This is a genomic window from Ulvibacterium sp., assembly GCF_965248315.1.
In the GTDB taxonomy this organism is placed as follows: Bacteria; Bacteroidota; Bacteroidia; order Flavobacteriales; family Flavobacteriaceae; genus Ulvibacterium.
This window is the reverse complement of record NZ_CBDFIX010000002.1, coordinates 1,106,553-1,120,175: the sequence shown is the minus strand read 5'-3', so window position 1 is coordinate 1,120,175 and position 13,623 is coordinate 1,106,553. Positions and strand designations below refer to the sequence as shown.

Here is a 13,623-nt window from a genome sequence, read left to right as displayed (position 1 = left end):
AAATTCTTAAAATTAAACTATATTTTTTGCAACTGCAGTAAAATTACCGAATGCGCCGGAACTTCGATTTTCAAAGCTTCATTTTTTATTTTTCCAACCTTGAAATCCGAAATAAAGACTTTCTCGGCTTTGCCGAAGTCGTTATAATCGGTAATTTCTTTGCCCGAGACTATTTCCCCTTTAGCCGATTTATAACGCTCGCCTAATTGGAGGTCCAAATTGATTACCTTTTTCGGATTCGCATTGGTAATGGTTATGCTTGTTACGCCATCTTTCTCTGAAGCGGATGCCGTCAAAGCCGGAATTGATTTACCTCCGTGCTCATAGTTCTCAGTTTTAAAGTCTATGGGAATGAGCTTGGCATCTTGATGTACATTGTACATTTTAAAGACATGGTAGGTCGGGGTTTTGACCATTTCGGAAGCTTTGGTCAGAACGACCGATTGTAGAACGTTTACGATTTGCGCAATATTGGCCATACTGATTCGGTTGGCATCATTGTTGAAAATATTCAGGTTGATACCCGCCACAAATGCATCACGAAGCGTATTCTGCTGTTGCAGAAACCCGTCTTTGGTGCCCGGTAATTTATCATACCAAGTTCCCCACTCGTCGACGATCAGCTTTATTTTTCCTTCAGGGTCATATTTGTCCATTACCTCCAAATGTTGTTCGATGTAACTTTTGATCTTCATGGTATTATGCAATGTTGCAAACCACATGTCTTCCCCAAAGTCGGTGGATGAACCTTTGTTGTCCCAATCTCCGGTCGGCAGGGTGTAATAATGTAGTGAAACGCCTTGGGCCAGATGGTTTTTGCCCTTTAATCCTGAAAGAATCGTTTCGGTCCAATGGGTATCGTCCCCGGAAGGGCCACAGATTACTTTTTGAAAATCCTCGCCCCGTATATAAGAGGAGTAATTTCTGAAAATATTGGCGTAGTAATCGGGGGCCATATCGCCACCACACCCCCAATTTTCGTTGCCGATACCCCAGAACTTGACATCCCAAGGTTCTTCACGTCCATTTTTCTTACGGAGATCTGTCATCGGGCTTTTATTGTTCGATGTTACATATTCAACCCATTCAACAGCTTCCTGAACGGTACCCGTGCCGACATTGATACTCAGATAGGGCTCGGTACCTATCAGTTCGCAAAAGTTTAAAAATTCATGGGTGCCAAAACTGTTATCCTCGGTTACACCTCCCCAGAACACATTTACGATTGAGGGCCGGTCTTCTTTAGGTCCTATGCCATCTTTCCAGTGGTAGGTGTCTGCAAAACAACCTCCAGGCCACCGTAATACAGGGACTTTCAATTCCTTAAAAGCTTCTACTACGTCTTTTCGAAACCCATCAATATTGGGTATGTCCGAGTCTTCGCCAACATAGATACCTTCGTAAATGCATGTACCCAAATGTTCGGAAAAGTGACCGTAAATCTCCTTATTGATCTTTACGTTTGCTGTATCCGGTTTCAATGCGAGCCTGTTTTGAGCGAAAAGACTTGTTACCAAGAAGATGCAGATGGGTAAAATTCCTTTTTTCATTTTTGCGCTTTAGTCATTGCTACAGTCAGCTTTTGTTCTATTGATATTCCAATCCAAAGCCAAATTCATACAATGGATTCTCTGAATCATGGGGAACATCTTCCAATTGCTCTTCAACCGCCTTAACGCTCGAAGGAATTTCAATCGGTAATTTGCCCTTAGGTTTAAATTTTCCGAAAACCAGTTCCGCCAAGATTTCATCTTGACACTCAAAGTCAACAATCAAGGCTTTACTCGCTTTATCTATATCAGGAATCACCGCAGGGCGTTTCATGGTAAAGATGGAAATAGTGGGTTTAGTATTAATCAATTTCAACAACCCCTTTTTTTCAGCTTCTGGAAAGTCTAATCTTCCTTGATGAAAGATTCGCTCTAAGAAAAATTTCGGGTCTTCTACTGGAGTGTATGGCGTTCCGAATTTTAGAACGATTACATCAGCTTCTTCAGGGGTTTCTACAATAGTAGCGTATTCACTAAACGCTAGTGAATCTATCCCTTTGGGAAATACTTTGATATTTTGGGATAGAGGCAGCATGTTAGCCTCATTCTTTAAAAGCACCAATGATTTTCGCTGAGCTTCCTTTCCTTTTTCCTTGAAAGTTTCGTTTTCAAAAACCTTGAGATTTTCCTTTTTTAAATACGGATTGTCGAAAAGTCCCAAAACAAATTTATCATGCAATATCCTACGAATGGATTCATTCAACCTGGCTTCCGTAATGCTACCCTCATTGACCAGTTCCACTACCAATTCAGCACAAGATTCCCCGCCTAACATATCCACGCCGGCATCGATAATTTTTTTGACGCGCTCTTTAGGGGAAAGATGTTCCACGCCCCAAGCGGACGCCGGTTTCGCTGGATTATCGGTGACCAATGCCCAATCGGTGCACACAACGCCCTTGAAACCCAATGAATCCCTCAGCAGCTCAGTTACGATTTCTTTGTTGTAGCCGAAAGCCACTTGCTCTTCGGTAATGCCAACCGGTACCCCATAATAGAGCATCAATTGCGCCGTACCTGCGGGCAAGGCTCCTTCGGTAAATGGCTTTAAGTGGTAGTCGAACATTCCACCGGGATACACCTGCTCCTTGCCTGATGGGAAATGTGAGTCCAAGCCATCTTTTTGTGGACCCCCGCCGGGAAAATGTTTCGTTTGGCAAAGTATACTATGAGTGCCCAGTTCTTCACCTTGAAAACCCTGGATATAGGCCTTGGTTAGCTTGGCAGACAGGTCGGCATCCTCTCCGAAGGTGGTGTAGGTTCGAAACCATCGCGGTTCGGTAGCCAAATCGGCCATGGGGTGCAAGGCCAATCGAATACCCAATGCCAAATACTCTTGCCGTTCTATGTCCCCAAATTCCTTTACCAATGCTTCATCCCCAATGGCACCAAAACCAAGCTCGGACGGCCACCAAGAATGAAATCGATTTTCGCCTGCCGCCTCATTATGACGGGTTCCGTGTCTTGGGTCGGAATAGAAAGTGATAGGTATCCCCAAGCGCGTATTTTCCGCTAATTTTTGTAGTTTATTGCTATGCTCTAAAATCTGTTTTGCCGTTGCCATAGCGGGCATGTCCAAGTGCTTGATGTTGACTTTTGAAATTAGGGAATCGACCCTTTCGATTCCTTCGCCCATTCCAACCCCGGAAATGGCATTGAACATCAGACCTGCTTTTTCTTCCACGCTCATCTGGGAAAGCAAATCATCTATTCGTGCTTCAATGGATCGCGTAGAATCTTCATAGACATCCAATTTGTCATTCTTGTTTAAATCCCTAAAGACAACTTTTTCCTTTTTTGAATTATCGCAAGACATCAAAATGGAAAGTCCAACTAGTACTAAAAATATTTTGTTCATTATGTTGATTTTTAATTGACTGTTACGGTTATAGAATTCCCGGTTTCCATATTTTGTTATGGTAATTTATGAATATTCCTTTATTTAAAGGTCCTTGTGCAAATCAATCTGAATAACAGGTATAAAATCTATGCTTGCAAATGTTATTACCGCTAGTGGACAACTTTGGAATTTTGGTAAAACATCGTTCTTAAATAAATATAAACAAAGTACTAGGTCTTCTAAAATGGCCATTTAAAGGCACAGTATGGCAAAATAAATTTCCGGATAATTGATGTGTCCTTTTCTTAGTCTCTTTTAATAGTTTCGTTAATTCGCCTTTTATGGGATAGTTCGATACCCGTATACTGTTTCCTTTTGTATTTTGATTTCAATTAATGTTAAACAGGTTTATATATTATTCCAATGGTCTGATTTTCTCTAAATAGTATGTATCAATGAAATTTGAATTGTTTTGGTTTAATATGATTGATGTGAAAGGCACTTTGTGTTTACAGTTTTTGTCCTGCCAGCAGGACGAAGATTGTAAAGCAAGAGGGTAACACGCTAAAGCGATGTTACGATTTTTAGTTTATTGATTTTCAGATAGTTGATGGAATTCAAAATTTCGTGAAAAATGGTTTTTGCGCCAAAAACCTTGGGAACCCCAGTAAACACTGAAAGTTTTTGGCGCAAAAAATATTATTCGCTACCAAATGTTGCGATTTGAGCTAGCATTTTTCATGGATTTTACTTGAAGCTTATTATTATTATTTAAAGAAGGTAGTTTAAGTTGATTTTGGAAAGGAAAAATAAATGTAATGGCATAGCAAGCGCGCCCTATTTCGATTTTACTTCACGCTTTTCTATCGGAACACTATAAAATCGAAACAGGATCCATGCGCAAAGTTTAGGGGTAAGGATTTGGGATGAATCACAAATAATCCTGGAAAATTTTGGATTGAAATGTTAAAGTTTGACTAGAAATAAAATTTTTCTCAATCTGCGTGCAAATTGCGTGCAAATAAAAAAGGCTCCAGAGTTGAAAATACTCTGAAGCCTTACTATGTCTGCTCCCCCTCTTGGGCTCGAACCAAGGACCCTCTGATTAACAGTCAGATGCTCTAACCAACTGAGCTAAGGAGGAAGGTGTTTTATCAATTTTTTTACAAAACGCCCTCAGAACTCTTATCTCTTAGGGCCTGCCCGCCGCAGCTACCTTTATTTTAGCGTAGGCGGGTGCAAATATAATCGTTTTTTTTATTGCCCCCAACAAAAAACGGCGTCTCTATTTAAAAAGCCATTTGTACACATCGTTGCCGTTGGCAAACAACAATAAAGCAATCAATAAAAAGAATCCGACCATTTGGGCGTACTCCAAAAATTTATCGCTAGGTTTTCTTCCCGTTACCATTTCATACAGCAAAAATGTAACATGGCCCCCATCCAATGCAGGTATGGGTAATATATTCATAAAGGCTAGTATTATGGAAATAAACGCTGTAGTGTTCCAAAAAGCGGGCCAGTCCCAAGTGCTGGGGAACAACCCTCCAATTGCCGCAAAGCCCCCAACTCCTTTATAGGCACCGGTCTCCGGATTGAAAATCTTCTTTAATTGTTTAACGTAACCCGAAAGGGTGGTAACGCCCTTATCTATACCGGCGGGGATGGCCTCAAGAAAGGAATACTTCTTGGTCTCGATTTTAAAGAGGCCCCTATCAGCTAAATCTTCCATAGTAAGACCTCCTAGTGCTACACCCAACTTGCCCTCGTCATTTACTTTGGCCGAAATGATTTCGGTAGTGCCATCCTCGCGTCTAACGGTCAAATCAAGGTTCCCTCCCGTATTCGCCTCCAGATAGGGAATGATTTGGTCCCTATAGGCAACAGAATTTCCATTAACGGCTACAACTTCATCCAGTTCCTTAAATCCAGAATCCAAGTTATGTGATTCCTTGGGGACTTGCCCGATTACAAAGGGTAACCTATAGCTTAAAAAACGAATCCTGTCCTCATCCTCCAAAAGCGTAGCTATAAAATCCACCGGAATTTCCTTTTCCATCCGCTGCCCGTCCCTTTCAATAGTTATGGAATTGCCATTTACAATTTCCATAAAAACCTTGCCAAACTCCTCTACCTCGTTTCCATCAACAGCAATGATTTTATCTCCGGTTTGGATACCTATCTCATCCCCAATTTCAGGTTCTATCACGGCTATGCCATCTTTCAGGCTATTCATGGGTACATATTGATCCCCATAGGCATAGGCCATACCAATATAAATTAAGACGGCCAATACAAAGTTTACCGTAACCCCGCCTAACATAATAATCAAACGCTGCCAGGCCGGCTTACTTCGAAACTCCCATGGTTTGGGTTCCTCTTTCATGGCCTCGGTATCCATACTCTCATCGATCATACCGGATATCTTTACATAGCCCCCCAAGGGCAACCACCCGATTCCATAAACGGTTTCCCCGATCTTCTTCTTGAAAAGCGAAAACTTGACGTCAAAAAACAAATAGAATTTCTCCACTCGCGTCTTAAAAAGCTTGGCCGGTATAAAATGTCCTAGCTCGTGCAATACGATCAAAATGGAAAGACTTAAAAAAAATTGAATGGTCTTTATCAATATGGGACTCATGGGTGTTTTCTAAAAATTTAATCGCACAAAAGTAAGCCTTTACCCTCTGTAAAAAAAAGAAAGCTGAAAAGGCCCTCCCTATTTAAGAAAGTTTTGGCAAGAAGACGGGGCATATTCCTTGAAAGCTTTCGGGACACACCCTATCTTTGTAAAAAAATTGGGATGGGTAATTTTTTTGGCAAGTTCAAATTTTTTGGAATAGTACTTCTTTTCCTTTCAGCCATCATCGTATATCTATTTTACAATGCGCTCCAACCCAATAAGGCCTTACCTGTTTATCAACCCTCCATGGTGAATCCGGAATTGGTGGATAGTACGGTACACCATGTTAGGAAATACCATACCATAGCGGATTTTTCGTTGACGAACCAAAATGGAACGACCATTACGCAAGCAGATTATAGGGATAAAATATACGTAGCGGATTTCTTCTTTACCACCTGCCCTACCATTTGCCCCATAATGACCAAAAACATGGCCGGAATCCAGGAGGAAATCAAGGACGATGACGAGATTTTGCTCCTGTCCCATTCAGTAACCCCCCAAATCGATTCGGTTGCCCAGCTTAAAAAATACGCTTTGGAAAAAGGGGTCCTAGACGAAAAATGGAACTTGGTCACTGGGGATAAAAAACAAATCTATGAGCTGGCGCGGAAATCATATCTAGCCGTTAAAACAGATGGCGATGGAGGACCTTTTGATATGATTCATACCGAAAATTTTATTCTGGTGGATAAAGAAAGGCGAATCCGGGGTTTTTATGATGGCACTGATCCCGAAGAAATGGATAAGTTACTGAGTGACCTTAAGGTCTTAAAAGAATTTTATCAGGAGTAAAAAGAGAGCTTGCCACTTTTCTGGAAAAGAGCGCCCGGAATTTTTTAAATTCCAAATAAAAAACAAGCATTTTCAGCTAGCCGTTACAGGGAACATATATACGAACTATGCCAAAATTGTTGCTTTTTTAGGTTGGAGGTGTAGCAAACCGAGAATTTTACGTTACTTTTGCCCTTAATTAAAATGAATCTAAATAAGGTTGGCCATTACCGTAGCACATCTCAAGAAAGGGCAAAAAGGAATCATCAAGGAATTTGAGAAGGATATCCTACCCATTAAGTTGCTGGAATTGGGGTGCTTGCCCGGAAATCAAATTGAATTGCTACAGGTAGCTCCCCTAAAAGACCCCATCTACATCAATGTAAATGGTTCACATATTGCGATACGCCGTTCAGTGGCACTTCAAATTGAATTGGAAATCTTGGATGATGTTTCTACATTATGAGCAAGCAGATCAAGGTAGCGCTTATCGGTAACCCAAATACGGGGAAAACATCAGTCTTCAATCAGCTTACGGGACTTAATCAAAAAGTAGGCAACTACCCAGGGATCACCGTAGAAAAAAAGGAAGGCATCTGTAAACTGCCCAGAGGGGTCAAGGCCCATATTCTAGATCTCCCTGGCACCTACAGCCTCAATACCACTTCCTTGGATGAGAGTGTAGCCGTAGAACTACTCCTAAACAAAAATGACAAGGATCATCCGGATGTGGCCATCGTGATTTCCGATGTAGAGAACTTAAAACGGAATTTGTTCCTGTTTACCCAAATCAAGGATCTGAAAATTCCAACGATACTGGTAATCAACATGTCCGATCGGATGTCCAGAAAAGGAATCAGCATAGACATTCCAGTACTTGAGGAAAAACTGCAAACCAAAATTGCCTTGGTAAGTACACGAAAGGGTACTGGTATTGATCGGTTAAAAGGGCTGATTGCCGATTTCAGAAGCTTGCCGTCTTCTCCCAATGTGGACATCAAGACTATTTCAAAGGACTATTTTGAACGATTGAAGAATGCATTCCCGAAGGAAGACCTATATAAACTCTGGTTGGTTATCACCCAGGATGTTAACTTTATGCCCATTGAAAAACGGTCCCTAAAAAATGCAGCCACTTTTGCGGTGAAATCAAAATCGGAGTTAAAGCGGCTTCAGCAAAAGGAGACCATCCTAAGGTATCAATTCATAAATGGTATCCTCAAGGAAACCTATAAAGTGGATAGCAATGCCGCCAAAGGCTTTCGGGCAACCTTGGATCGAATATTGACCCATAAGGTATTTGGGTATCTTATTTTCTTTGCCATCCTCTTGACCATTTTTCAGGCTATTTTCGATTGGAGCACGTATCCCCAAGATCTTATCGATGAACTATTTGCATCCGCCAGCGAATGGGTGAAAAGCACGTTGCCGGAAGGTGCCTTTACCAATTTAATAGCCGAGGGTATTTTGGCAGGCATAGGGGGCATTGTAATATTCATCCCACAAATCGCCTTTTTGTTCCTGTTTATTTCACTTTTGGAGGAATCAGGGTATATGAGCCGTGTGGTATTTTTAATGGATCGACTAATGCGCCCCTTTGGTTTAAGTGGAAAAAGCGTCGTGCCTTTAATTTCAGGAACCGCCTGTGCCATTCCTGCCGTTATGGCCACCCGTACCATAGAGAATTGGAAAGAAAGACTGATTACTATTCTGGTGGTTCCGTTTACCACCTGCTCCGCAAGATTGCCCATTTACCTTATCATCATTGCGCTCGTAATTCCAGAAGGGCGCTTTTTGGGACTGGGTTATCAACCCTTGACCTTGATGTTATTATATCTCATTGGTTTCGGGACGGCCGTATTTGCCGCCATGATACTGAACAAAATCCTAAAGATAAAAAGTAGAACCTTTTTTGTGGTAGAGATGCCCAGCTACAAAATGCCCTTGCTCAAAAATGTAGTATTTACGGTATGGGAAAAAACCAAAAGTTTTGTCTTGGGTGCTGGAAAGATAATTCTGGCCATATCCATAGTACTTTGGTTTTTGGGCTCCAACGGATATTCGGAGGAATTTGAAAATGCGGAAACCATAGTAAAGCAGCGCATTGAAAAAGAAGGATTGTCCGCATACAGTCTGGGGTATATGGAACGCAAGTTGAATGAATACAAAAATTCGACCCCGGTCAGTGTTATCGATACCGAACGCGCCATAAGCCTAAAGGCCATGCAGGATTCCCTGGCGGCCATAACCTTGGATCTGGAACAAAGGGCCGTTGAACAGGAAATAGCAAGCCATAAGCTGGAGCATTCCTATATTGGACAAATGGGAAAGGCCATTGAACCTGTTGTAAGACCGTTGGGATACGATTGGAAAATAGGAATCGCCCTCCTTACTTCGTTTGCCGCGCGCGAAGTATTTGTGGGCACCTTGGCCACAATCTACAGTGTGGGCAGTGATGAGGAGGAGACTATAAAAACCCGTATGGCCGTAGAAGTGAATCCGAGGACCAAAAAACCCTTGTTCAACTTGGCGTCAGGTATTTCAATCTTACTGTTCTATGCCTTTGCCATGCAGTGTATGAGCACCTTGGCCATTGTAAAACGCGAGACCAATAGCTGGAAATGGCCCATGGCGCAATTATTGTTTATGAGTGTTTTTGCGTATATTGTTGCTTTAATCGCCTATCAATTTATTAAATAAGGTTTCGGAAAATGGAGCATCTTCAACTCGTATTGGTCTATATTACCCTGGCCTTGGCGGTGGGCTACCTAATCTATAAATTCCTTTTGCCCAAGTCCATTTTCGCTTCAAAAAGGAGAAAGAAGAGCGCTTGCGGGCAAAACGATTGTGGATGCCATTAAGGGTGTCCATTCGCACTTGTTAAAAAAACAATAAATCCAGCCAAAAAAATCCTAAAAAGTATGGTTTTCCTAGGTACTATGCTTTAGTTTGTCTGAAAATTGATTCTGGATGGGAAAAGTTGCATTCGCATTTACCCTAATTTTTTTATTACTTGGTATAACCTATGCCAATGCCCAAGTCCTAAGTGCAAGGATTGTAGATTCCACTACTTCAAAACCTGTTCCCTACGTTACCGTGCAATTGAAAAAGCGGGGAATGATAACCAACGAGGAAGGACGCTTTTCATTCCGATTGGAAGAAAGCGTACAACCTTCGGATTCATTGTTTATTTCCTGTATCGGCTATGAATCCATAGGAAAACCCATTTCTGAGTTTAGGGAGAACATCATTTATCTAAGTCCCAAGGCTATAGAACTAAAGGAGGTCATCGTTTCCAATAAAAACTATACTCCTAGGGAAATTTTGGAGGAGGTAAAGAAAAATCTGGAAAAGAACTATCATCTAGAGCTTACCAAGAAGCGATTGTTTCTGCGGGAATCTTACCAGCAGAACATTTTAAAAAGTGATTATGTCCTGAAGAAATCAACTATTCCTGCATTTAATACCAATTTTTTGGACAGTGTAAACCATACGATTCCCAAGAACAACAGTTATTATACGGAAATGTTGGGTGATCTTTATGGTGGTAGCAAAGCGAAAGAACAAAAGTTGGATATCATAAAGGCATCCGAACTATATGATAAAAGCAAAACTTTGGATGCGGAGACCTTGGAAAAGAAGTTCAATTCCATAGTAAAGGAAAACATAAAAACGGATTCCTATTTTAAAATCAAATCCGGACTATTTGGAACAAAAGTGGATGCCGATGAACTTTTTGAGACAGAGGTAGACTCCAGTGACGTACAAGCTTTGAACGAGCACTTGAAAAAAACCCAGGAAAATGAACAGGAGCGGAAAAAGTTCTTTGCCAAGTATAAGCGGCGCACCTTAGGGAACCTTTATAAAAACTTACCTATATTCAAAGATTCGGATTACAATGTAATCTTTAAACCAAGGAGATACATGCTTACTCTGGAAGACTACACCTATTTGGGGGACGATGCCGTTTATGTGCTACGTTTTGAACCGGAAGGTTCCGAGAATTTCAAGGGCAGGCTGTATATCAACTCCGATGATTTTGCCATTATCCGAATGGATTTCGAAAACGTTGAGACCTTACGGAATTTTAAGCTTCTGGGAGTTTCCTTTAGTGAGTACCTTGCCCAGGGAAGAATGATCTTTTCAAAGGGGAAGGACGGTAAATATCAGTTGCGCTATTACGAAATAACCAAGGGAAACAGAATTGGTTTCAAAAGACCCCTAAAAATAATAGAGAAAAATAAAAACGTACGTGGCCGCCGAAAGCAAAATGAGCTTTCCTTAAAAATAGACGTCGCTGTTAGTGGCAAAAATCGTTATGAGCTGGTTGTTTTTGATGTTGACCCGCTAAGCGAAACCCAATATGAGAATATTAAGGAAAATAATTCCATACTTCCTACCTACATGCCCAACTACGATCCGGAATTTTGGTCCGGGTATGATATCATAGAGCCCAATACAGCAATCAAGGAATTTGTTTCAGAAGCCGAACTGGAGGATTAACAAGGTCTATACAAACAAACCTATCTCCCCTTTCACTCTCATTTCTCCATTCTCGGGAAATATTACTTGTAAAAAAAATTACTTCAGGATATGTAACCTTTTGTATTTTTCCTGCTATATAGTATTGAATGTCACCTAAAGACTTTCTCTTTTGAAAGAGCAAACAGACGAGATTATTATGGCCAAGGTAGCCCAAGGGGACCTGGACCTGTTGAAGATACTTTTTAAAAGACATCACCTTCATGTATATAATTTTCTATACAAGATGTGTAGGGATAGGATGTTGAGTGAAGATGTTACACAAGAGGTCTTTTATAACATAATGCGGTATAGGGCATCCTATAAGAATGGCCGGTTCGTCTCCTGGATGTTTACCATTGCGAGAAATAGTCTAAGGAAGCATCTAAAAAAAACGCGAACAAACCATGAAGATTTAGACGATGTTTCCTATAGATTGATTGAAAATGAAGAACCCAAAGAGGACTATACCCATTTACAAAGAGCTTTGGATAAGCTCAATCCCTCGGATAGGGAACTGTTGATCCTAAACCGGTTTCAGGAGATAAAATATGCCGAATTGGCCAACATAGTCGAAAGTACGGAAGGAGCCGTAAAGACCAAGGTGAGCCGGGCCCTAAAAAAATTGAAAACAATCTATTTTGAAAATTTATAACAATGGACAAAAAGCAGGTTATTGACTTACTTCCGGACTACCTTGATGGAGTTTTGGATCCCGTTCTAGAACAAAAGGTGGAGGCCTATTTAAAGGAATGTCCCGAATGCAGGGAAGAATTGGAGCGACTGAAAACCCTTTTTGATGCCTTTGCAAATGAAGAAATGGCTATCCCCTCGAATTGGGTAGAAGCCAATTTCCTAGAGCTTTTGGAGCAGGAAAAACGCGAAGTGGCCAAGGTGGTTCCCCTGAATTCCAAGGAATCTTCAATAAAATCAGGCTGGGGAAATTTCTTAAAAATAGCAGCCAGTATTGCAATGTTGGTAGGCTCGTTTCTACTGGGGCAATATCAACAGGAACGGGAATCCCACATCGAAATCGCTGCCTTGCAGAACGAGGGCCTGGAATTAAGGCAAACAGCCATGCTCTCCCTTATGGAGAGTAAGTCAGCCAGCAGGCGTATTCAAGGGGTCAACTATATTGACGAGTTCGGAAATCCTGATGAAAGCATTGTTAAAGCGTTGACCGATAGAATGCTACATGATGAAAATACTAATGTACGCATGGCCTCGGCCGAGGCCCTGGAAAAATTTACAGCTTCGGAAATCGTAAAAAATGCTTTCATAAAGGCTTTAAAAGTGGAGAAGGATCCAGGAATACAAATTACAATCATCCAGACTTTGGTCCGCATTCAGGAAAAGAAGGCAGTGATGCCGCTTAAAGAATTAATGCAACAGGACGAAACCCAACCCTTTGTTAAGGAACAAATTGAATCATTATTACCAAGTATTATATAAACACAAGTGCTTAGCCTTGTCGAAGCATCAAAAAACGAAACATCATGAAATTATTTAAAATCACATTTTTACTGAGTTGTATTTGCACCGGAATGTGGGCGCAAGAGGATTACACAAAATCCCTGAATGGAATCGAATGGGTAAAAGTTGAATCTAAAAATGACATTGTTGTCAAAACACACACCAGTGACCAACTTTTGATCAAGGGCGGGCCTTCCTATAAAATTCCCGAAAGGGCCAAAGGATTGCGCCTGGTCGGGGAGAGCGGTTCGGACAATACGGATGTCGGGTTTTATGTTATCCAGGAAGGAAATAACCTCTTGGTAAGAAACCTAAGAAAATCGGAACGCGCAGAAATTTATTTGCCCGCAAAACAAAACATTTCCGTTAGGACCAACTGGCAGGGCAATATTCGAATTTCCGGTTTCCGGGGGGAGATAGAGGCTACTGCAGAATTGAACGGAGGCATTAGAGTCGAGGATGTAAGCGGGCCTTTGACAGCCAATACGTTAAACGGCGAAGTAGAAGTCCAATTTACAACAGTAAGCCAGGATTCGCCCATAAGTATTTATTCAACCAATGGCGCTTTGGATATTACAATGCCAGAAAATACCCCTGCAGACCTAAGTCTAGGTACCGTTAATGGGTCCATTTATACCAATTTTGAAATCAGCTTACCGGATAAGGACGGTCTAAGGGCCATTGCCTCCAAAAAGGTAAAGGGATCGGTCAATAACGGGGGAGTGGACGTTAAATTGAAAACCACAAATGGAAATATTTATCTAAGGAAAGAATAATCAAAA

The 13,623-nt window shown here is 41.3% G+C and carries 11 protein-coding genes and 1 tRNA gene; 8 read left to right on the top strand and 4 right to left on the bottom strand.

The window, feature by feature from the left end:
* Positions 1-17: 17 nt before the first annotated feature.
* From ACP2AF_RS06305 to rseP, 4 genes are all read right to left on the bottom strand, one after another.
* Complete coding sequence (locus ACP2AF_RS06305; protein ID WP_425235386.1) at positions 18-1,550, bottom strand: alpha-N-arabinofuranosidase; 1,533 nt, start codon at positions 1,548-1,550, stop codon at positions 18-20.
* A 37-nt stretch (positions 1,551-1,587) separates the two neighbouring features.
* Positions 1,588-3,408, bottom strand: a complete 1,821-nt coding sequence (locus ACP2AF_RS06300) for a glycoside hydrolase family 3 N-terminal domain-containing protein (RefSeq protein ID WP_425235385.1) — start codon at positions 3,406-3,408, stop codon at positions 1,588-1,590.
* 1,052 nt (positions 3,409-4,460) lie between these two features.
* A tRNA-Asn gene (locus ACP2AF_RS06295) sits at positions 4,461-4,534 on the bottom strand.
* Between the two features lie 141 nt (positions 4,535-4,675).
* The gene (gene rseP / locus ACP2AF_RS06290) at positions 4,676-6,031 is read right to left on the bottom strand and encodes an RIP metalloprotease RseP (protein WP_425235384.1); all 1,356 of its coding nucleotides are present in this window, start codon (positions 6,029-6,031) and stop codon (positions 4,676-4,678) included.
* Between the two features lie 162 nt (positions 6,032-6,193).
* Here rseP and ACP2AF_RS06285 point away from each other — a divergent pair, with 162 nt between their 5' ends.
* The 8 genes from ACP2AF_RS06285 to ACP2AF_RS06250 all read left to right on the top strand — a co-directional run bounded on the left by ACP2AF_RS06285 (position 6,194) and on the right by ACP2AF_RS06250 (position 13,617).
* Positions 6,194-6,868 (top strand): SCO family protein, encoded by a 675-nt coding sequence (locus ACP2AF_RS06285; protein ID WP_425235383.1) that lies wholly within the window; start codon positions 6,194-6,196, stop codon positions 6,866-6,868.
* 199 nt (positions 6,869-7,067) lie between these two features.
* Positions 7,068-7,313: a FeoA family protein gene (locus ACP2AF_RS06280; RefSeq protein ID WP_120709742.1), complete on the top strand. Its 246-nt coding sequence runs from the start codon at positions 7,068-7,070 to the stop codon at positions 7,311-7,313.
* Complete coding sequence (feoB, locus tag ACP2AF_RS06275; RefSeq protein ID WP_425235382.1) at positions 7,310-9,547, top strand: ferrous iron transport protein B; 2,238 nt, start codon at positions 7,310-7,312, stop codon at positions 9,545-9,547. Before ACP2AF_RS06280 ends, feoB begins: the two co-directional genes overlap by 4 nt.
* 11 nt (positions 9,548-9,558) lie before the next feature.
* On the top strand, positions 9,559-9,708 hold the full coding sequence (locus ACP2AF_RS06270) for a hypothetical protein (RefSeq protein WP_425235381.1): 150 nt from the start codon (positions 9,559-9,561) through the stop codon (positions 9,706-9,708).
* A 109-nt stretch (positions 9,709-9,817) separates the two neighbouring features.
* Positions 9,818-11,350 carry a carboxypeptidase-like regulatory domain-containing protein gene (locus ACP2AF_RS06265; protein WP_425235380.1) on the top strand — a complete coding sequence of 511 codons (1,533 nt, stop codon included), beginning with the start codon at positions 9,818-9,820 and terminating at the stop codon, positions 11,348-11,350.
* A gap of 151 nt (positions 11,351-11,501) precedes the next feature.
* Entirely contained in the window at positions 11,502-12,023 is a 522-nt protein-coding gene (locus ACP2AF_RS06260) for an RNA polymerase sigma factor (protein ID WP_425235379.1), read from the top strand.
* 2 nt (positions 12,024-12,025) lie between these two features.
* Positions 12,026-12,820, top strand: coding sequence for a HEAT repeat domain-containing protein (locus tag ACP2AF_RS06255; RefSeq protein ID WP_425235378.1), 795 nt, complete (start codon positions 12,026-12,028; stop codon positions 12,818-12,820).
* Positions 12,821-12,864: 44 nt separating this feature from the next.
* Positions 12,865-13,617, top strand: a complete 753-nt coding sequence (locus tag ACP2AF_RS06250) for a DUF4097 family beta strand repeat-containing protein (RefSeq protein WP_425235377.1) — start codon at positions 12,865-12,867, stop codon at positions 13,615-13,617.
* Positions 13,618-13,623 lie beyond the last annotated feature (6 nt).